The sequence below is a fragment of the Psychrobacillus sp. FSL K6-1267 genome (assembly GCF_038003265.1).
Taxonomy (GTDB): Bacteria; Bacillota; Bacilli; order Bacillales_A; family Planococcaceae; genus Psychrobacillus; species Psychrobacillus faecigallinarum.
The window spans coordinates 2,901,556-2,919,967 of sequence record NZ_JBBOOR010000001.1; the positions used below are offsets into that span (position 1 = coordinate 2,901,556).

General features: G+C 36.7%; 26 protein-coding genes. All 26 read right to left on the bottom strand.

Annotated elements, in window-relative coordinates; genetic code table 11:
* Nucleotides 1-88: 88 nt before the first annotated feature.
* Entirely contained in the window at nt 89-937 is an 849-nt protein-coding gene (locus tag MHB55_RS14880; RefSeq protein WP_340863503.1) for a DUF5677 domain-containing protein, read from the bottom strand.
* 89 nt (nt 938-1,026) lie between these two features.
* Nucleotides 1,027-1,170 carry a CD1375 family protein gene (locus tag MHB55_RS14885; protein WP_340863504.1) on the bottom strand — a complete coding sequence of 48 codons (144 nt, stop codon included), beginning with the start codon at nt 1,168-1,170 and terminating at the stop codon, nt 1,027-1,029.
* A 1-nt stretch (nt 1,171) separates the two neighbouring features.
* Nucleotides 1,172-1,606 (bottom strand): hypothetical protein, encoded by a 435-nt coding sequence (locus tag MHB55_RS14890; protein WP_340863505.1) that lies wholly within the window; start codon nt 1,604-1,606, stop codon nt 1,172-1,174.
* 12 nt (nt 1,607-1,618) lie between these two features.
* Nucleotides 1,619-1,996: a hypothetical protein gene (locus MHB55_RS14895; protein WP_340863506.1), complete on the bottom strand. Its 378-nt coding sequence runs from the start codon at nt 1,994-1,996 to the stop codon at nt 1,619-1,621.
* A 15-nt stretch (nt 1,997-2,011) separates the two neighbouring features.
* On the bottom strand, nt 2,012-3,085 hold the full coding sequence (locus MHB55_RS14900) for a phage tail-collar fiber domain-containing protein (RefSeq protein WP_340863507.1): 1,074 nt from the start codon (nt 3,083-3,085) through the stop codon (nt 2,012-2,014).
* The gene (locus MHB55_RS14905; RefSeq protein WP_340863508.1) at nt 3,086-3,649 is read right to left on the bottom strand and encodes a phage tail protein I; all 564 of its coding nucleotides are present in this window, start codon (nt 3,647-3,649) and stop codon (nt 3,086-3,088) included. It lies immediately after the preceding gene.
* The gene (locus MHB55_RS14910) at nt 3,642-4,760 is read right to left on the bottom strand and encodes a baseplate assembly protein (RefSeq protein WP_340863509.1); all 1,119 of its coding nucleotides are present in this window, start codon (nt 4,758-4,760) and stop codon (nt 3,642-3,644) included. Before MHB55_RS14910 ends, MHB55_RS14905 begins: the two co-directional genes overlap by 8 nt.
* The gene (locus tag MHB55_RS14915) at nt 4,753-5,064 is read right to left on the bottom strand and encodes a hypothetical protein (protein WP_340863510.1); all 312 of its coding nucleotides are present in this window, start codon (nt 5,062-5,064) and stop codon (nt 4,753-4,755) included. Before MHB55_RS14915 ends, MHB55_RS14910 begins: the two co-directional genes overlap by 8 nt.
* A gap of 5 nt (nt 5,065-5,069) precedes the next feature.
* Nucleotides 5,070-5,252 (bottom strand): SH3 domain-containing protein, encoded by a 183-nt coding sequence (locus tag MHB55_RS14920; protein ID WP_340863511.1) that lies wholly within the window; start codon nt 5,250-5,252, stop codon nt 5,070-5,072.
* Nucleotides 5,253-5,257: 5 nt separating this feature from the next.
* Nucleotides 5,258-5,728 carry a phage tail protein gene (locus MHB55_RS14925; RefSeq protein ID WP_340863512.1) on the bottom strand — a complete coding sequence of 157 codons (471 nt, stop codon included), beginning with the start codon at nt 5,726-5,728 and terminating at the stop codon, nt 5,258-5,260.
* The gene (locus tag MHB55_RS14930) at nt 5,728-6,180 is read right to left on the bottom strand and encodes a phage baseplate assembly protein V (RefSeq protein WP_340863513.1); all 453 of its coding nucleotides are present in this window, start codon (nt 6,178-6,180) and stop codon (nt 5,728-5,730) included. The genes MHB55_RS14925 and MHB55_RS14930 overlap by 1 nt, the downstream gene beginning before the upstream one ends.
* A complete protein-coding gene (locus MHB55_RS14935) occupies nt 6,180-7,199 on the bottom strand; it encodes a phage late control D family protein (RefSeq protein WP_340863514.1) in 1,020 nt (339 codons plus the stop codon). The genes MHB55_RS14930 and MHB55_RS14935 overlap by 1 nt, the downstream gene beginning before the upstream one ends.
* Entirely contained in the window at nt 7,196-7,411 is a 216-nt protein-coding gene (locus tag MHB55_RS14940; RefSeq protein WP_340863515.1) for a phage tail protein, read from the bottom strand. The genes MHB55_RS14935 and MHB55_RS14940 overlap by 4 nt, the downstream gene beginning before the upstream one ends.
* Entirely contained in the window at nt 7,404-10,100 is a 2,697-nt protein-coding gene (locus MHB55_RS14945; protein ID WP_340863516.1) for a phage tail tape measure protein, read from the bottom strand. The genes MHB55_RS14940 and MHB55_RS14945 overlap by 8 nt, the downstream gene beginning before the upstream one ends.
* Nucleotides 10,101-10,202: 102 nt before the next feature.
* Nucleotides 10,203-10,523: a hypothetical protein gene (locus MHB55_RS14950; RefSeq protein ID WP_340863517.1), complete on the bottom strand. Its 321-nt coding sequence runs from the start codon at nt 10,521-10,523 to the stop codon at nt 10,203-10,205.
* Nucleotides 10,524-10,540: 17 nt separating this feature from the next.
* Nucleotides 10,541-11,059, bottom strand: a complete 519-nt coding sequence (locus tag MHB55_RS14955; protein WP_340863518.1) for a phage major tail tube protein — start codon at nt 11,057-11,059, stop codon at nt 10,541-10,543.
* 22 nt (nt 11,060-11,081) lie between these two features.
* Entirely contained in the window at nt 11,082-12,530 is a 1,449-nt protein-coding gene (locus MHB55_RS14960; protein ID WP_340863519.1) for a phage tail sheath family protein, read from the bottom strand.
* A complete protein-coding gene (locus tag MHB55_RS14965) occupies nt 12,530-12,907 on the bottom strand; it encodes a hypothetical protein (protein WP_340863520.1) in 378 nt (125 codons plus the stop codon). Before MHB55_RS14965 ends, MHB55_RS14960 begins: the two co-directional genes overlap by 1 nt.
* Before the next feature lie 2 nt (nt 12,908-12,909).
* Nucleotides 12,910-13,374, bottom strand: a complete 465-nt coding sequence (locus MHB55_RS14970) for a hypothetical protein (protein WP_340863521.1) — start codon at nt 13,372-13,374, stop codon at nt 12,910-12,912.
* Nucleotides 13,374-13,928, bottom strand: a complete 555-nt coding sequence (locus tag MHB55_RS14975) for a phage tail protein (RefSeq protein WP_340863522.1) — start codon at nt 13,926-13,928, stop codon at nt 13,374-13,376. Before MHB55_RS14975 ends, MHB55_RS14970 begins: the two co-directional genes overlap by 1 nt.
* Before the next feature lie 10 nt (nt 13,929-13,938).
* Nucleotides 13,939-14,271 (bottom strand): hypothetical protein, encoded by a 333-nt coding sequence (locus tag MHB55_RS14980; protein WP_340863523.1) that lies wholly within the window; start codon nt 14,269-14,271, stop codon nt 13,939-13,941.
* Nucleotides 14,258-14,554 carry a hypothetical protein gene (locus MHB55_RS14985; RefSeq protein ID WP_340863524.1) on the bottom strand — a complete coding sequence of 99 codons (297 nt, stop codon included), beginning with the start codon at nt 14,552-14,554 and terminating at the stop codon, nt 14,258-14,260. Before MHB55_RS14985 ends, MHB55_RS14980 begins: the two co-directional genes overlap by 14 nt.
* 14 nt (nt 14,555-14,568) lie before the next feature.
* Nucleotides 14,569-14,889, bottom strand: a complete 321-nt coding sequence (locus MHB55_RS14990; protein WP_340863525.1) for a DUF2190 family protein — start codon at nt 14,887-14,889, stop codon at nt 14,569-14,571.
* Nucleotides 14,890-14,906: 17 nt separating this feature from the next.
* A complete protein-coding gene (locus tag MHB55_RS14995; protein ID WP_340863526.1) occupies nt 14,907-16,349 on the bottom strand; it encodes a phage major capsid protein in 1,443 nt (480 codons plus the stop codon).
* A 1-nt stretch (nt 16,350) separates the two neighbouring features.
* Nucleotides 16,351-16,989 (bottom strand): HK97 family phage prohead protease, encoded by a 639-nt coding sequence (locus tag MHB55_RS15000; protein WP_340863527.1) that lies wholly within the window; start codon nt 16,987-16,989, stop codon nt 16,351-16,353.
* The gene (locus tag MHB55_RS15005) at nt 16,937-18,409 is read right to left on the bottom strand and encodes a phage portal protein (RefSeq protein WP_340863528.1); all 1,473 of its coding nucleotides are present in this window, start codon (nt 18,407-18,409) and stop codon (nt 16,937-16,939) included. The genes MHB55_RS15000 and MHB55_RS15005 overlap by 53 nt, the downstream gene beginning before the upstream one ends.
* Nucleotides 18,410-18,412: the final 3 nt, after the last annotated feature.

The following is an 18,412-nucleotide window of genomic DNA, read 5'->3' on the forward strand; positions in this document are numbered from 1 at the left end:
TTAAAAAAAATAAAAAGAACGCCCATTGGACATTCTCAGTTAAATAATTATTTTTCTTTTCGACGCATTATATTATAAATAATTTCATTTATATGAACTTGTTATATTTTTTTAATTTTCCTTGAACAACTAATTTCGGCAAGAGATTAAATGCTAATAAATGTAATTTTTGGAGTTGCCTATTAGCAAGGTTGTTAGACTCCAACCCTAATAACCCACAGAAATCATCTATCATGTCTCTTATAAACATTACTACAGTACAAATCATAAGATCCAATTCGTTGAGATAAGGATGAAGATTTAAGAGCTTCTTATCTTCTTCAGCAATAAAATATTTGTAAAAATGATTAGAAGACGTATGAGTGTCCATACATAAGTTTTTATAACTTGTTTTGTATAAAAACTCCATATCAGTGTCAATTGCCATTTGTTTTATTTCAAAGTATTTAAGAACATGAGGTTTACCATTACTCTTGTTCCCTGTTGGTAAAAAACCTAAGTCTTTAATTTTAGTTTCTGCATGAGCAATTTTATTTTTCAACTCTTCTTCAGTGAAATAAGAAATTACGTCATTATTGTCTGTCTCTTCTAACATAATTTTACAGGTTTCAATATTTTTGAATAGTTCGTATGCTTTTGAATACCTCAAAAAAGTCTTGCCATCATTTTTCATTTTTTTTGTTTGTAGCTCTATCTCGAAGAGACTTCTCATCAAAATTCTTGCAGAAACAATATTGCCTGTTTTAAATAACTCATTGATCCCATTTAAAGTGTTAACTGTCTTTACGAAAAAGAACAATGCTCGTTCTTGTATATCATTCTTAGTTTCTATGATTTGAACAGTTTCTATAAAGTAATCACTTAAATATTTCTCTACAAAACTTGAGAAATAAGGCTTTAAATCACTGGTTAATGGATGTTTTTCAAGTACTTTCATAGATACTTCCCCCTTTATATCATATTACTATATGTGAAAGAAAGAAGGAAACACCTCTAAATATTCGTATTTTTAAAAATAGGACTATCTTATGCAGAGTTTATGACTCCACGTTTAACTAATTCTGTTCTAACACCTTCTCTTAAAAAATTTGGAACCGCAATTTCACCTTCACTTGGATTCTCTAAAACTCTTAGTCCTAGTTCAATTAAATCTGCATATAATGTTACCATTTTACAACACTCCTTTTATATTTAATGTTTCAATTATTTCTGCTAATGCCAATTGACTCGTTAACTTATCTAGTTCTTGCTTTTCTGCCAACTCAGCTATTGCAAGTTGGTTAGTTATCTTGTCCATTTCCTGCTTTTCTACTGTCTCGGCTAGCGCTATTTGTAGTGCCATATTTTTTTCTCGTAGTTCATCCGCTTCGGAAGGAATCATAGGAACATTAGGTGTATCTATCTCTCCTATAAATATTGACCCTTTATCCACTGTAATCTTGTGAGAGAATATTCTAGAATCGTTAGTTTGAATAGTTCCGTAAGAACTTTCATTGCCGCCTATCCCTTTCACAAAATTAGTAAAGTACGTTGAAATGCTTTCTTCAGGTAGTGATGTGATGACAGCTATGTTGTTATCCTGTTTGTTATAAATAATATAGTACATTTTTATCCTCCTTTACGATTCCATAATAAATAGCATATCCAGGTCTATCCTGAATCCTTGCAGTGGGGGGGTTTGTGTACTAGGTTTTATCTCCAATGTTATTCTGAATTCTTGTTCAAACGGCAAGTTATACGAAGTTGAATAAACCTGTGAAGTTACTGCGATACCGTATCTATTTAATAATTGTATATTACTCTCAGTCGATATTAGATTACCGTCAATGTATACGCGAAAGGTTAAATCATACTGAGCTCTATTTCCACTCTGTGTCATATCCCTTACTGTTTTTAACATTCCTTTTCCAGTAATACTTATGATGTTTGTTTCAGGCATAGAGGAGTTTATAGTTCCGTCGATAACATTGTACTTGCGTGTTCTGGTTGTTAACATATTGTATACTCCTTTCTAAAAAAGTCCCAATGAACGTATTTTAAATTCATTGTCAGATGGTATTGTGTTCGAAGGTATCTGCCCTTTATTATCCAGACCTACGATACCTCCAGGAATATTTTTCATCGATTCGTCTATGACAAGTTTCCATGTCCCCCAGGAACTCCCGTTTCTAGTCCTTGAGTATAATTTGGAGTTATTAATATCTACGAATAGTTGAGAAACGCTATCGCTATTTCTGGCAATTTGTAAAACTGTTCCTGGAATTCCTACCCCCGTAGGTGTATTCAAAGCATTTGTTTTGCTTAGATAAAAACCTGTTTCAGCATTAATTGTGTTTAGATCAGAAATGACTTTAGCTTCAGAGCCTAAACCAAATCCTTTTGCCCAATCGATTGCTTGTTGTTTTGAATTATGTGGATCGGTCTTATCGACCAAATGGGTCGCAATACTTCCTTTCAATTCATTGATTGCAGCAACCAAATTAGCCTTTTGCTCAGTTTCTAAATTTGTCAATGCTCCAAGCTGATTCTCTAACTCTGCTATTTGTTGATCAATTATATTTATTTCATTATCGGTATAATTTTTACTAGCTAATAAGTTCTGTTCAATAGCCAAATGCATATCACTAACAGTGGCGTAAACTAGAGAAGTATCTATTACTGCAGTAATGTTTGCTGCGTTACCAACAACCGTTTGTATAACGATTTGTTTTTCAACTACATCTGGACCTCCACTTGCTGGTATATACTCTGCTAAATTACCTGCATTGCCATAACAATAAAGAATTTCTCCTTCTTGAGGATCTAATGCAAATAATCCTAGCTCCCGATAATAAAATCCTGATGTTAAAGATTGATTAGACAATATTCCAGCTACTTCTGCACGTCCACCACTTAAAGTCCTCAAACGTTCAATAGGAAGGTTTACTACTATATTTTTTAAGTTAGTTAAATCTGCAATTGCACTACTGCCTAGTGTCCCATCACCTAAAGCAATTTTGGTGAATTTTAGTTGAACACCTGTTTGTGCCTTTGCTTGTAAATTACGGCCTTTATTTGTAAACATTAACCCACCAAAAGTACTCAATTAATACACCTGCCTTGCTATTGAATAATCACCTTCGTGAACAAAGGCTCCTACTATTAAATTCATTGATTCGGCACTTTCAAGTATTACAGCTTCTAACCAACTTCTTTTATTTTTTACACTATCTAATGCTTTGATAAATTCGGTTGCTTTCTCATTTGTCACCGTTTTGTTGGTCGTAATAATACGAAAATAGTAAGGGTCCCCTCCATACTCAAACCATTCTTCTACTCTACCTTGATCAAATAAGGTAGATATAAGACCTTCTACAGCCGATGGTGTGCCTTTTTTTCGATGCCAAGGAATACTATTTTTCAATAACTCTCTTTTTTGTTCAATAGGAAGAGTAACTTCATAAAAGTCGATGTGTTGATCGTAAGCTAAAAAGTCCAGAATTCCTTCTGGAAGATGGTCTATATCACTTAGATTGAATAATACCCTTGCCTCGTTGTAAGCCTCTTTTAATTCTCTTTCTACTGCATTGCACAAAGCAACGACAAAAGAATCTTTTTGTAAACTGTGAGGTATCATTTTAGCTATATTGTAGTCCGTTATTTTACTCATCTGTTAAACCTCCAAAGTCCAAGTCGGCTAAGTTATCTTGAGCAACCTGTTCGGAACTTATCTTTAGGTACATAGGAGAGTTGACTGCAACTCGATGAGCGCCTGCAGCCTTCAGTCTTACAATTAATTCCGATAAATCAACATCACGGCCCATTTTTTCACGTTGCCATTTCAAAAATTCTTGAAAAGCATTCGTTACCGCAGCTTGGATACTATTCAATAATGCTGCGTTGGATTCTAACACCCAATATTGGACACTTACATCATAAGTAACAATTTCTGGTCCAGTTGCTGTTACTTTGTCAGTTAGCGGTCTTACTTTTTTATCTGAGCAAACGGCCAATACTTCGTTTAAGAGTTCTTGTGAAGGCATTTCACCATTTTTTAAAAGCACTAATATCTTTATTACACCAGGCGATGGGGACAAAGCCTTTACGTCAGCTATTTGTTGACTTGTTGTTTTTGCCCAATATTCATAAGCTCCATCAGGCCCTGCCGTTGAGTACGACTCAGGAACTAAGCGTATTCTTGCAGCATAAGAATCGTTTTCCTCTAATTCAGCACCACCACTTGTAGTAGTTAAATTCTTCACACTTTTTACCCATGGGATAGGATCAACTAAGTTAGTTATCTCACCTGGTAAGTAACCATTACCGATTTCGCCTGTTTCTGTACAAATCGTGAAGATTTCAACACGATGTTGTCCTACAGGTACTACGGTAATTTTTTCAGTGGCAAAGAATACATCTTCTCCCACTAAAAAACGTGTTCCGCTTGGTATAACCAATACGTCCACACGCCCTTCTTCAAGATTGAATTCCATAGTAGTAACTGATGCTTTTTCTTTAATTCTTGGTGTGTTGAAGCCTTCACCTTTGTGATCTAAGAATTCATCTTCTGCGTACGTCAATAAAGTCTGTTTTAGTGCATAATCTAAATTGTTGCGTTCTTGAGTAATATAGGCTGTAATCCCTTGTATGAACTTTCTTCTTGGATCAGCGTTTGACAAGGTTAATCCAGTCTCTTTTTCTATGTTAAACAATAAATTTCTTTCAATATCTTCCGGGGACTTTTCAAAGAAATTAATATCCGGTAAATTAAATCTATTCATTTAAAATCACCTTCACAGTAGGCTTTAAAATTCCTTCTAAGCCATTCCCTTCAAAATTTATTTCTTGTACGACTGCTCTTGGCTCATTTATTTGTATGGCTTCCATTATTCTAGATGCATTTGTAGCTTTTGAAGCTACAATAGGAGAGTCTAAATCAGGTAACCATCCGAATGCCCTGTCTAATGGACAACTATAAATCATCGTAGAAAGAATAAATGAGACGTTTTGTAAAACCTCTTTAACTCCTGTTGCTCCGAAATCTATTTGAGTTGTCGATTTTAAAGGCTTAACTTCATATATCATTCACTTCACCCTTTCTTCAATGATGAATAGGCCGAATTAGCAGTAATGTACTTTCCTTGCCCTAACGAATACCATCCATTTTTTAAAGATTTTACATCCAATTTCTGTCCTTTAAATGCATACCCTAATACTTTAGCGCTTGCACTTGGACCACTTCTAATGTGAACAGATTTTACAGTTATCGTCATTTCCCCTAATTTTTTGACTTAGTAGTTGTTGTGGTTCCTTTAACTACTGGTTTAGGTTTACTACTATTTTTCTTTTTTCTTATTACATATTCTTTTAATGTGAGCGTTGCTTCAACATTAAGGACATTCCCTTTGTTATCAACGGTTTTGTGCGTTTCACTTATTTGACGAATGGACCAATGATTAATAGAAAGAGGTTTACCTCCTAATACAAATGGTGCCGTTTTACCTGTATCTCTTATTTTACGCATTATCTCCAATTGCTTAAGTGGATTAACTCCAAATTCAGCTTTCAAAATAATGGTGAAAGTTATTTCCTCTAAATCTGCCCCTAGAAATTCACTAATAGGTTTTGAGGCAATTATTTCATGTTCATTCCACCTAGCAGAGCCACTTCGAGAAAAATCTTTAAAGGTGTAATTTTTCTTACTAGATACTTCAAAAACAATACCACCAAGACTTCCAATTTTAGCCATTATGAACTACCTCCGACTGGCGGTGTAGTACCTGTATGAGTATGATTCTTAAGTGAAATACCATCCGCTATAACATCACCTATTACATTGACGTTTCCTATAGATTTAATAGTAATGGGACCAACACAATCTATGGATAGGGTTTTGTCTTCAGTATTGTATTCTAGTTTAGTTCCATCTTCAAAGTGGAGAGCACGAATAGAATCCTTTATAACTGGCGGTTCGTCCAAATCTGAATAGATTGAACCCACGATAAAGCCCTTTTTTTCTTGTGTGAAAGAACAATAAACCTGTTCACCTATTTTAGGCATCCAATAATCTTTGTTTTTTATAGAACCTTTTGTGACAACTTGTAATTCAGCTGAAATACTATCATCTTGATCATCAAATTTTACCCTCGCCGAACACTTAGAAGGATTGATTGTAACTACTTCTCCAGTTTTTTCAAACATTAATATCCCTCCAAACATTTACGTAAGGATAACGGTATAAGGGATTGAGAATGTACCACTTGCGTGATGATATATTTACCATCAAATTTTCCAAATCCTTTTAAATTAACCGTCATCCCGGCATCTAAATGTTTCTCCGAGAGAACCACTAGATCTACCTTTGTTGCTTCTTTATTTGCTTCCCTTAATTTATTCTTTGCTAGCCTTTGTCCTTCTGCAACCGATTTGATTTGTTCTTTAACTACAAGTGTCCGACCGACTTTAGGTGGTTTTGGTGGCGTGAATGTTGCTTTTATTGTTTTCTTCTTACTTGAATCTTGATATTGTACACGGCAAGATTTGTATGTCCCGGTTAGTGTAGTTTTCGCTTTCCAACTTTGAACTTGGATATCATCATCAACTTTACTCTGCCTATTAATAGTGGCCACCGTTGAATTTCTTTCGTATTCTGCTTCATCTAATATCACAATAGAGCTATTAGAAAGTTTTAAACATAGTCCTTCATCTTTGCAAAGTCGATACAAAAAAGCTAAGTCTGTTTCGCTCTCCTGTTCATACCTATCTTTTTTGGGATTATTACTGGCTTTGTAATATAGCTTTAATTTGTTTGCTTTTGCGATATCTCCAGCTACTAATTTTAAAGTAGCCTTTTCCCAAGCCCTTGATTTAAACTCTCCCCTGATAGAATTATTTTCCGGAGTAGCTAAGGCTCTGATGCTAATAGATGATGGTGGTCCGCTTGCTTCAATTTCATCGACTTCAAATTTTCCTATCTTCGTTCTTCTAATAATTTCATTCCAATTTTTTTTAATGATAACTCCATTTAGAATTGAACCTTTAGAAGGAAACCAATCACTTAACCATTTATGTTCTATGTCCTCAAAGGTGATTTGTAAGTCATCTATTTCACCGCTTAAATTATCGGTATATCTCCAGTCAATTAAATGGGGTTTTAAGTCTTCTATGATTTTATAATTGTTATAAGAAATATCTAAATAGGTATGTCGACTATTAGTCATAAATCTTCATCCTCACCTAACCACTCTGGTCTATCTGAAATATCGTCGATTTCTACATTAGGTACTTTCAGAGTAATGTTTCCTGGAAATATCACAATATGTCTATATTTTTGATTGGCTTCCAACAAAAGAGGGAGCAAATACTCGCTCCCCAAAGTCTTATAAGCAATGTAATCCCAAGTGTCTCCCTGAGTAGAAGTATACTCATCCATTGAAGCTCACCCTCTTGTCTGATACTCCCGGTAATTGAACATTATCTATTCGGGATTTCAAATTATTTAACGAGTTAATAACCCCTTGACCTGCTGCTTGAATACCATTTAAAGACACTAACCATCCACTTGCTTCACCTGCGTACATAGTCAAAAGGTCTAAATTTCCTCTCACTTTGTCCGCACTAGACTTAATTCCTAAAAAGGAACCTACCATAGTTCCGCTAGCTTCTCCTGTGTGCATAGTTAGGACCTTAAAGTTATTTGTAGTTAATTCGATGGAATTTTTTAGATTGGTAGTTGTTTGATCTAAAGCTACGGCACTAGAACTTGAAACTGTCCCTGTGGAAACAGCAGATTTAGTTGCACTAGGGTTTGAACTATTGCTAGCAGAGTTTGACAGCTCTCTACCCTTATCTACTGCCTTTCCTCCTGCCCATTTTCCTCCTACATAACCAACAATTCCTCCTAAAACACCACCTACTGCGGTTCCTATACCCGGGGCGATCATTGTACCGATGGCAGCCCCTAATTTTGCTCCACCAACTCCTCCTGCAATTCCTGTTCCTTCAGAAACCGCTGACTTTTTCTTGTCCTTAGAAGAGGCTACTGCCATTACGCTTGTAGCAAGTGTTAAAGGTAAGGCAGCTTTTCCAGCTACTTTTCCTAGAGGCTTTAGAATACTACCTGTTTTTCCTAATATTGATTTAAATACACTAGGTTTTGCGGCTGCAGTAGTTGCAGCGGTAGTTGCTGCTGTTGCACCTCTACCATTTTGAGCAAGTCTAGATGCTGCGTTTCCTCTAGCTGTATTGGTAGAATTAGTATTAGTGGTTGTAATGGGTCCAGCTGAGCTCGTTGCTGAAGTTGCATTTTGCGTGGTGTTTCTGTTACCTCCTGCGGAAGAACCAGATCTTCCCTTAATTGCTTTACCATAACCCCATTTCCCTAACCCAATTGCTCCTTTAACCATAGCGCCCCCGCCCAACATCCACGCGGCTGCACCCATACCTAGAGCAGGCATTACATTACCTTCCATTAAATTACTACCAGCTGATTTTACTGACATAGTAAAAGCATCATACCAAGCATTAGCCGCTATCTCTCCAAGCTTTGTAAATATCTTTTCCATGCTTTCTCCACCAGAACCAGACAACCAACTTTCCATTTTAGCTGCAGCAGTATCTAACATAAAAACAAACTTGTCTCCGAAGTCCATACCGCTAAATTTATTGTACTTCTCTAAATTTTGGCGATAATCTTCCATTAACACGTTGTAATTCTCTATACTTCCAACGTCCATTAGAACAGGCTTGACAGGTTCTTTTGTAGAAAATGGATCTAGAACGTCTCTTAAGGTTGCTGCCACCTTTTCACCAGCACGTTCTATGGTCCCCATGTTTCCATCTATAGTGTCTCCAAATCCTTGAAAAAGGTCTTGAAAAACTGGTAAAATCGGTGTAGCAAAAGCAATTTTTGCTGATTCAATTGAACCGCCTAATTGCTCTAAGGAACCACTATAATTGTCTTTCATTATGGCCGCCGCCTTAGCTGCACTTCCTCCAGAACTCTCCAAAGACTCCGTCATTTTATCAATTTTTTCAGGACCAGCCTTAATTAATGCCAAAAATCCACTTACAGCCTCTGTCCCTACTAATTTTCCGATTGTAGCCACTTTATCAGCTTCGGTCATGTGTTCAGTAGATTTTGCTAAATCTTTAACCATGTTAGAAAGTGACTTTGCATTCCCATCCGTATCTTTTATTGAAAAACCTAACTTTTTCATCATTTTTTCTTGTGCTTTTGCAGGGTTGTTTAGAGCTAATAAAGATGCTCTTAGGGCAGTTCCTGCGTTTGAACCATCTAGTCCCGCATCAGTCATAATTCCAGCTGCGGCTGATACTTCTTCAAGTGATAAACCTAACGCTGCAGCAGGTGCTCCTGCATACTTAAAGACTTGCGCTAAGTCATCAACACCTGCAGCTGATACATTGGCAGACATTGCTAGTATGTCGGCGACCCGTGATGCTTGGGATGCCTCTAAGCTCCATACATTTATTGCTGTAGCAACCGTGTCAGAAGTGAGAGCCAATTCTTCTCCAGAAGCTTCTGCGGCTGCTATAATCCCGGGCATTGCGCCAATAATTTTGTTTGCGTCAAAACCCTTGGCTGCCAACTCGTCCATCGCAACCGCAACTTCAGAGGCAGATAAACTTGATTTTGCGCCAAGTTCTAATGCGGTTTGATTTAAAGCTTTCATCTCAGCATTTGTCGCTTGTGTTTTTGCAGAAACTGCAGACATTTTGGATTCAAAATCAGCTGCTGTATTTAAAGAACTTAATCCAACTGCTACTGCAGAGGTAGCTGCTGCCGCTGCTGCCATTCCTCCAACCATTTTAGCAGTCCCAAATCCTTTAGATATTGACCCTTGTACAGCACTCACCCGACGTTGAGAAGCTTCAAGTTGCCTCATTTCTCTTGTCAAACGTTCAGTTGCTTCTGCATACTGTGTTTGATGTATTCTTCCTTGTCGGAAATCGTTTCCTAAACGGTCTAACTCACGTTGAGTTCTCCGGGCTTCTTGATTTAAATCACTCAATCGATTAGAAGCATTTGAAAAAGAGGAGGTAAATGACCGAGCCAATTGCCCTCCAATTTGAAACGACATTTCAAAGGATCTTCTAGCCATCTTCATCCTCCTCAGCAAAAGCATCTTTCCATGCTTCTAATTCACGAATTGATTTTTCTTCCCAATAATCTAAACCGCTGTTACTTGCATTAGCGAGTTTAATTAGGATTCTTCGGAATTCTTTTGCTCCTCCGTTGATGCCGACCATCCCAGCAAAAAATTCCTTACACTAAATGTTACTTCTAAAAAATCTGGTGCAGCTAATTTTTCCAAATCATCAGTTAAAATACCGGAAGACTTTGAGGCTATTTTTAATAGCACATTTTGATCAAAAACATCTCTTAGCCCTTGTGAGTGTCCTTCCATTCGAAGTTCTGAATCAATTTTTAAAATTTCTTTTCCAGTTAAATCTTCAAGCTTTAAATCTATTTTCTTTACAATTTTTTCACCTAATTTTTTTGGTGTAGATAATGTGATAATCATCTATTTCCCTCCTCTATTTACATTCCTAATGCTTCTCTAATTTTTTGATTATAATCTACGCCATCTACTACGTAGATGTAATTTATTTTGTCCAATTCCACTAATGTTTTACCTTCTCGTTCTACTTTGATATATAGAACTTCAATTTCCGATGAAGCATCGTAAGGAGATCCTTTAGCTGCTTTACCTAAGTCATTTTTTGTTACATGTCCTTTTACGATTACACGATTTGCCTTGAATTTATGTTTACCTGAAGTTGAATCATATTCCTGATTAGCTAAACGGCAGTCGATATGGATAGATTCAGGTCTCAAAAATTCGCTTATTTCATCACTCAGCGTTCTCCAGTTGATTGTAAATTTCATACTTTGAAAATGCCCAAAAGAAACAGACTCGTATTCCCCTGACATACCTGCTCCGTTTATTGTTTCAGTCATTGCATCAAAAGAAGGGAGTTGCAAGTCTGCAACCCCCTTTAAATCTGGTGAACCGGATACGAATACCCGGAAATCATTTAATTTTTCAGGAATAATCATGGTTATTTATGCCCCTCTCTTATTATCCGAATAGTCGGTTGTAATATGTTGCATCGAACTCTAAAACAAATTCAATGTTTCTTCCTGGTGTCGGTTCCGCCAAAAATACGCGGTAACGGACATTTCCGTCTAGCAATGCTACGTTCGGATTGTCTTCTTTTCTAAATTCCACTCGACCTCCAACTAAAGCGCCGTCAGACGTTAAGCCGTTAAACCAAATGTTAAGACTGTCTACAATAGAATCTATTAAGGTTCGGTTAATTGGTCCATCTACTTTTTGCCAAGTGCTAAGAATGATAGAGTTAGCAATCCAATTATGCATTCGACGAACTGGGATAAATGAATCCTTTACATCGGTTATCGATGGATAAGCTGCCGTTCTATTACCCCATCCTTTATATCCTCCGATAAAATTCAGGGTAGTGAAAATACCTTGTCCATTTAGATATGCTGCTTGGTCAGGACCAAGGTTGACTTCGGTACCATCGTCTAAAACAGCTTTATTCATTTGGAGGCTTTGATTTGATGGGCTAACATAAGGAACATCATCAAACTTAGAATCTGTTAATGCAGCTAAACTAGCTAATTGTGTTGATAAATGATATACCTTATCCCCTAATGCAACTTTTGGCCAACAAGCAACTTCATTTGGAGAGGTATAGTTGTTTTGATTTTTCCATTCAGATACTTTCGTATAAGTATTAGCTTCAGTAGTATCAATATCTGTTAATGCCATGGCTTTAAAATAGGAATTAATATTTCCTGCTTTGGCTTTCATTATTGCTTCAACCATAGGATTTGTGCTGTATTTAGGTATCACAATTTGACCTGGAATAAGACCAAACTTAGGAAATACCGAATTAATTAGTTCTAAACCAGTCGAAGCTCCTGTATTGATATCTACTCCTCCGATGATTTCTAAATCAGTTACTAATGAAACATCAATTTTAGTATAAGAAACAGATAAAGTAGTTTGAGATGTGGGAATTTTACCAGTAGGAACTATAACAATATTGACATTTCCATCATTATCAAAAGTAGCGATATAATCCATTAATGAGGCTAGCGCATCTCCAACACCAGTCAGCTTTACTTCTAAGGTATCAAGTAATATACCTTTTTCTTTTAAAACAGCTTTTTTGTTTACAATAGTTACATCCTTTGTTTCTTTTGAGATATGTTTAGATGGATCTAACACATTTATGAATACTACTGGTGCTACACCATACAATCTAAATGCACTATCCATAGCTTCACATAGTGTGTAATTCTCCCAATCATCTGAGTATCCTAGTCCTTCTACAGCTTCTGCAAAAGAATATGCTAAGAGAGGCTTATTCACATACTCTGCTGTTTTCGCTAAATTGATTGGTGCTGTCCCTACAACCACCTGTAGCCCTGCGGTTGCTTCAACAGGTGCAAATATGGAAGTTGCTACTTCTGAAGCTTTTACGCCATGTTCATAAGCCATTATTTATTCACCACCTTACTAAAATATTTTTTTGCTTCTACAAAGTAAATATTTTCAATCGTATCCGGCTGTGCTACATTTTGCTCAAATTCTGCAAAATTCTTAGGCTCGATAAATAACGCCTTGAGTGTTGGAAGCTTTTCAAAGTGTTCTTTTAGATGTATTGGATATCCATTTCTAAACGAAGTGTATCTAGATAAATAGTTGTTTGTAGGCCCGCAATAAATAAAAACAGCACCTTCTTCACTAGGTACTGTTTTTTCATTTACTTCTTCAATTAGATTTAAATCTACGTTACTATCAATCACTTCTTCTTTTGCTACTACTTCAGAAGCAATTGTTTTGTCTGATGAATTTTTAATTGCTTTCGTACTCAAAATTACCACTCCACTTCACTTTGTATTTGAGGTGCATTAAAATTTAAATCCATAATTCCATGCCAAAACGGTCTTAGTTGCTCTTCGAATAATTCCGTTTGTATCTTTCCAGTAAGAACAAAAGGGCCAAATATTCGCTTTTCCATTATTCCAATTTTAATTCTAGAAGCAACATTAACAACATCTCTCCAACCATTTTGATCATCTTCACTGTGTGTTCCAATAACTAACCTAATAGCTAGCATATCTTCGGAATCAATGTTGTCATCGTCTGTCAAAAAGCGAACAATTACAAATGGATAATCATTTGGAGTTAACTCACCGTTGTTGTCTTCTTTGGGAGGAAGATAACCAGCATATACAGAAGGACTTTTATTAAAACCCTCAACTTTTGTAGTTAGATCATATTCCTTGATTATTTCTTGAATATGCTTTACTAAATCATCTACAAGCACTATTGCATTCATTAATTCCCTCCTATAAGACGACTAATTTCATGGTGTAGTCGTGTGTCTAAAACCTCTCCTGCTCTATTCTCCACAAATTCAATAACTGATTCACTGCCTATCATTTGAGGTACTGAAGGGCCGTAGTGTCCACGGATTGGAAGTCTTTTACTCGATACTCGAGTAAAAACATTCACATGCCCATTACCAGTTTGAGCTACAAAACTGTTAGAAATAGTCTTTTTTGATCCTTTTTTGACACTTACATTAATGTTTTTCTTTCTTCCTGGTTGAGGTTTACCGGGAGTGACTCTAAAAGCCATTAATTTTAATACAGACCCTTTAGAACGTATATCTGCATTAAGATTGTTGGCCGTAGCCTTTTTTACTTTAATAGTGCTAACAACATCTTTTTGTTTCACTACATATGTTTCTCTTACGGATCTCCCTGCTTGGGTTCGTGCTGCTTCTGCAGCACGATTGATAGCTCTAGCAGTGACAATAGGTATTTGTCGAGGAGTATTTCCTAGAATTCTTTGTAAATTTTCAATGTGTTCGACTCTTAGCTCTATCATATAAACACACCTAGCTTTCGTTAGCGCCTAACTTTATTGTAAGCATTCCATAGTCTTCAAAGGCATTTATTACATAGTAGTGTTTCCCGTCTAGTCTAACTTTAGCTCCAACTAGAGGTTTTTTATAATCGGCTGCTTTCAAACTAAGTACAATAACAGTTTCGAAGATACCTTGTGTTGCGTCTTCGTATTCTTGCCCTAGGCCTGTTTTTGAATCAACAGTTTCTTTTTCTATTACCATTGAAATAGATATACCATCAAGCAAATGAAATTCTGCGAATTCATTTGGATTTATAAATACACCTTGAATATCTTCGTTTAGATAATCTTTAAATGTTTTCAATTTCTGTCACACCAGCCTCAGCCAGTTCAATTAATATTGTTTTTTTGTCTTTAGACTTTAATTCTATTTCCTTCTGCTCTGCGAATTCTAATAATTCTTTAACAGTCATATCTTCAAGCCCAGAGTCTTTATGTCGTTTGGTCTCTGTTTCTTTGAAAAGCTTTGCAGATTTTGATTCAATCAATTTTTTTGCATAATCATCTTCTGCCGAAAACTTTTCTCCTGGAGGAAGGATACGACCGCCAATTGTTACATGAGTAATAGCTAGTAATATTTTTGCCATTTAATAGCCCTCCCTTATCCTATTTTTACTCTAGCAACTGTCCCTGCGGTTGCTTTTGGTGAAATCACCCATCCGGCTGGTACTGCATCAGTTTCATTGGATTGAACTTTACCATCCTTAAAATAAACGGCTTGTCCTACCGTAAAAGCTTCTGTATTCACCGCTGGAATATCATAGACACCAATAACATTTAAAGCTCCTACTGAACCTACTGGAATATCTGTAGAAGCGATGCCAATGAGATTCGTTAGTTTTACGACTTCTCCTGCAGCAATTTTGCTTGCACTAGCATTTGTATAATCGATTGTTTCACCACGTTGTACATATTTAGTCATGGTTTAGTTCCTCCTTCTTATTGTCCGCTATTTTTTACTGCTGTACGATAATCGACTACAGTAACACCATAGTCCATATAAATATCCCAGATGAATCCAAGTTGACCTGCAGGCGCTTGTTTCATTACAATTGTTGGCATATCTTGACCATTTAAGAAATCAACTTGAATAGGAGATCTTAATTTATCTGCAGTAACATACCATTCTTTTTCGCCATTTACGCTAGCATCGTCAAGTTCTGCATCTGAAATAACTGTAAATTGGTTATAGAAAGGATTTTGGATATTTGGATTTGCTTGCGATGGATCTACTTGTGAACCAACTAATTGACCAGCAGACGTTTCTAATGAAGTAGGTACCAGCATGAAACGAGCTGGAATATTTAGATTTACATCTCCACCCGCTGCCTTTTGCTTTCTTAATAGACGACGAGCTTCTGATAAAGTCGCTACACTTGGTACACCACCTGTAGGTGCAAGGTTTCCATGGTCCTTATGAAATAATGTTTTACCATCCCAAATAGCTGGATTTTTTGCTAGTGTTTGATAAACTAATCGGTTGATTCCAAGACGTGCAGACTGTGCGTACATAGCTGGCAATGTTTCAATGAAGCTAACATCATCATTAATGAATGCTTGACGTGACATGCTGAACTGACGACCAAAAGTTAATAATTGACGTGTTGGACCTTCAGCACCGTTAGGATTATCATGCTTCAATTCACCTGTTTCCGGTACTAATAGAAGCTCTCCTGCCGTTCCTACTTGATATGCTTTAGTTGGTCTGAAATCCGTTAATGTTCCACGTTTAGTCCATTCTTGATACGTAGTTTGTGCTTCCGTATAAGCTTTTTCAAATACTTGACGAGCTGTCATATCAATAATGTTTGTAAACAGTGAAGTTGGTGTTAAATGTTGGCGTAATAAATCATCTTCGCTTAGTCGATAAGCATTTTCTACTCCTTCTAAACGCAAAGATTCTTTTGCTAGTTCTTTTAAAGATAGGTTTCGAAGTTCATTAGAACCCTCTACAAGTTTTCCAATGCCTACGCCTACACGTAAAGCTAAACCTTGAGATGCTGCATCACGGAATTTATCGCGCTCATCCATCCCCATTTGCACTCCAGATGATTGCGGTTTACGAGCTTTCATTTCTTTTTCTAAGATAAATTTGCGAACTTCATCTACAGATTGTCCTCCACGAATATATTCATCTGATTCAATACCAAATTCTCTACATAGAGTGGTAATTTCGGCAGCACGTTCTCGTTCAGCTTCAATTGCACGGCTGTTATCCTCTTTAGAAGGTAGATGGTTGTTAGATGCACTACGCATTGCATCTATGTCTGTTTGAAGTTCATCGAATTCACGTTGTTCCTCGGTTGATAGAGCTCTTTGCCCCTCTGCTTTCGCTTTATTGATAATCTCTTGTTGTCTTGCTAATTTTTGTGCTAATGTCATTTTATTTGCCCCCAATATAATTTTGATTTAATAACATTTGACTTTCGTAGTACGAGTAATCTCGTTTTTCGAATTGTTCTGTGTGGTCGTCCTCTTCTTCTAAATCTCGGCCAACACCTACAGTTGAATCGGCTGGTACAGAAACAATACTTATTTCATAGGGTTGCCATTTTAAGGCTACGCTACATGGTCCTAAATGACGTCCATCAGCTGATTTTTTTCCAGCAGATACTTCTTCCCAACTATCAACCTTATAACCTACAGAAACAGCTCGTAGAGTACCAGATTTAACTTTGGAGTAAATGATTTCTGAATCGTCGTCATCATCAAATGTTACCGTTGCATACGCTCGGTTATCTTTCACCCATGCATTGTCGATACGACCAATAACCTTGTCTCGATTGTGGTTATACAACACCACACCAATGTCATTTAACCGGCTTAAATCAACTGCATTTGGTTCATGTGATAATACCTCTGAACCAAACCATCTCTGATATGGCTCTTCAGAAGAGAAAGACAGTTCCACCGTTCTTTTTTCTTCATTCAAAGCACGTAAATCAATGGTTAAGTTTCGCTTCATAGACTCATTTTTGCTCTTTTTTTTCGCTGACGATCTTTGCCTTGTTGTCTGTGTCACTTGTAATCACCCCCTTTTTTATCATGTACTCAATTTCCAGTCCTCTTTGTTCAATTAACTCTCTCCAATCTTGTCCGGTTGAACCAGCAATCTCTGCTAAAGTAGTCTGATTTGTGGCAAGAGCTACTTTATTTGCATTTGCTTCTTTCAGTGGATCAATCCATTTCATACCTGGCGCAATCCATTTGTGCGCCAAATACTCACGCTTTTTCTCGTAAAAATCTTTAATTACTAATTCACCTTTCAATATCGCTGACTCTATAAAAGCTTCATAAACAGGAATTAAAAAATGACTGATTAAGTATTTTTGCTCCATGAGATACGTTTTTTGGTCTTCTAGTAAGCCTTGACGAGCACTTGAATAATTCACTTGACTCATATCTCTTGCGGTGACTTCATATGAAATACCTTGCGCACTACCTGTCAAACGTTGTTGCAAACGAACAAAATCTGCAGCCCCTGCGCCTTGCGAAGGCGGTTGTACTACAGATACATCATCACCTGGATTCAATTCCATTATCATTCCGGGAGTTAAGGACTTTCCGGAATAACCAAACCTTTTATCTGTTGTAGTTGAACCTCTTCCAGGTGCGCCAGCTGCAGGTGATACCCTTTTTATTAGTACTGCAAGTAAGGCGGCTACACGTTCTTTTACGCTTACTGCCTCCATATATTGATTCATGTCACGAATACGAGGTAATGTAGAGGATAATTCACTCATTTCTCGTATTTGAGATGGTCTTTTTTTCTTGTATAAGAAAAGGACGTCTTTAGCTAATATCCTTTCAGAAGCACCAGTATACATACCATGCATGTCGTATTTTCTTAAGTAATAGGCAACGGGTCTGTTAAATTCATTGTATTCAATTCCATTTACAATTTTCTTATTATCTGATGGAGATATCATAGTGTCTAAATCGTCTACTTCGTACATTTGCAAAGCTAAGGGAACTATACCGTCGTCAATATAACGAAGTACAATAATGATTCCGCCGTCTATCTTTTTACGTCTAACTAACATCTGACAGATTTCTGAGAAAGATTGTTGTTGAGTGACGTCACAATTGTTCGGCTTTGTCCATTCTTCAAATAAGTTTTCTATGCGATCGTTTATTTCTTCATCTTTTGTTTTTGCTTGAAGCCTAAATCCACCACCTACTACGTTTCTTTCAAAAGCCAATACAACACTCTCTAAAATGTCACTATTACGTTCAAGATCTCTACTACGTGCTCGTATGTTATCCCTGAACATCTTGTCTGTATTTTCAGCAGTGCTATTAACTGCACGCCAATTTGCATTTAAACGGTCGTCAGTTCCTGCATCATAAGAACGTAATTGATCCAATGATTCTCTCCATGCTGCACGCTCGTATGCTTTTTTAGGAGAAATCCAACCCACAGTTCGATCTAACCAATTCATTTA

What these genes read in the sequence shown, in the direction of transcription:
- MHB55_RS14880 (WP_340863503.1), bottom strand. Translation starts at nt 937, where the DNA reads ATGAAAGTACTTGAAAAACATCCATTAACCAGTGATTTAAAGCCTTAT.
- MHB55_RS14885 (WP_340863504.1), bottom strand. Translation starts at nt 1,170, where the DNA reads ATGGTAACATTATATGCAGATTTAATTGAACTAGGACTAAGAGTTTTA.
- MHB55_RS14890 (WP_340863505.1), bottom strand. Translation starts at nt 1,606, where the DNA reads ATGTACTATATTATTTATAACAAACAGGATAACAACATAGCTGTCATC.
- MHB55_RS14895 (WP_340863506.1), bottom strand. Translation starts at nt 1,996, where the DNA reads ATGTTAACAACCAGAACACGCAAGTACAATGTTATCGACGGAACTATA.
- MHB55_RS14905 (WP_340863508.1), bottom strand. Translation starts at nt 3,649, where the DNA reads ATGAGTAAAATAACGGACTACAATATAGCTAAAATGATACCTCACAGT.
- MHB55_RS14910 (WP_340863509.1), bottom strand. Translation starts at nt 4,760, where the DNA reads ATGAATAGATTTAATTTACCGGATATTAATTTCTTTGAAAAGTCCCCG.
- MHB55_RS14915 (WP_340863510.1), bottom strand. Translation starts at nt 5,064, where the DNA reads ATGATATATGAAGTTAAGCCTTTAAAATCGACAACTCAAATAGATTTC.
- MHB55_RS14920 (WP_340863511.1), bottom strand. Translation starts at nt 5,252, where the DNA reads ATGACGATAACTGTAAAATCTGTTCACATTAGAAGTGGTCCAAGTGCA.
- MHB55_RS14925 (WP_340863512.1), bottom strand. Translation starts at nt 5,728, where the DNA reads ATGGCTAAAATTGGAAGTCTTGGTGGTATTGTTTTTGAAGTATCTAGT.
- MHB55_RS14930 (WP_340863513.1), bottom strand. Translation starts at nt 6,180, where the DNA reads ATGTTTGAAAAAACTGGAGAAGTAGTTACAATCAATCCTTCTAAGTGT.
- MHB55_RS14935 (WP_340863514.1), bottom strand. Translation starts at nt 7,199, where the DNA reads ATGACTAATAGTCGACATACCTATTTAGATATTTCTTATAACAATTAT.
- MHB55_RS14940 (WP_340863515.1), bottom strand. Translation starts at nt 7,411, where the DNA reads ATGGATGAGTATACTTCTACTCAGGGAGACACTTGGGATTACATTGCT.
- MHB55_RS14945 (WP_340863516.1), bottom strand. Translation starts at nt 10,100, where the DNA reads ATGGCTAGAAGATCCTTTGAAATGTCGTTTCAAATTGGAGGGCAATTG.
- MHB55_RS14950 (WP_340863517.1), bottom strand. Translation starts at nt 10,523, where the DNA reads ATGATTATCACATTATCTACACCAAAAAAATTAGGTGAAAAAATTGTA.
- MHB55_RS14955 (WP_340863518.1), bottom strand. Translation starts at nt 11,059, where the DNA reads ATGATTATTCCTGAAAAATTAAATGATTTCCGGGTATTCGTATCCGGT.
- MHB55_RS14960 (WP_340863519.1), bottom strand. Translation starts at nt 12,530, where the DNA reads ATGGCTTATGAACATGGCGTAAAAGCTTCAGAAGTAGCAACTTCCATA.
- MHB55_RS14970 (WP_340863521.1), bottom strand. Translation starts at nt 13,374, where the DNA reads ATGAATGCAATAGTGCTTGTAGATGATTTAGTAAAGCATATTCAAGAA.
- MHB55_RS14975 (WP_340863522.1), bottom strand. Translation starts at nt 13,928, where the DNA reads ATGATAGAGCTAAGAGTCGAACACATTGAAAATTTACAAAGAATTCTA.
- MHB55_RS14985 (WP_340863524.1), bottom strand. Translation starts at nt 14,554, where the DNA reads ATGGCAAAAATATTACTAGCTATTACTCATGTAACAATTGGCGGTCGT.
- MHB55_RS14990 (WP_340863525.1), bottom strand. Translation starts at nt 14,889, where the DNA reads ATGACTAAATATGTACAACGTGGTGAAACAATCGATTATACAAATGCT.
- MHB55_RS14995 (WP_340863526.1), bottom strand. Translation starts at nt 16,349, where the DNA reads ATGACATTAGCACAAAAATTAGCAAGACAACAAGAGATTATCAATAAA.
- MHB55_RS15005 (WP_340863528.1), bottom strand. Translation starts at nt 18,409, where the DNA reads ATGAATTGGTTAGATCGAACTGTGGGTTGGATTTCTCCTAAAAAAGCA.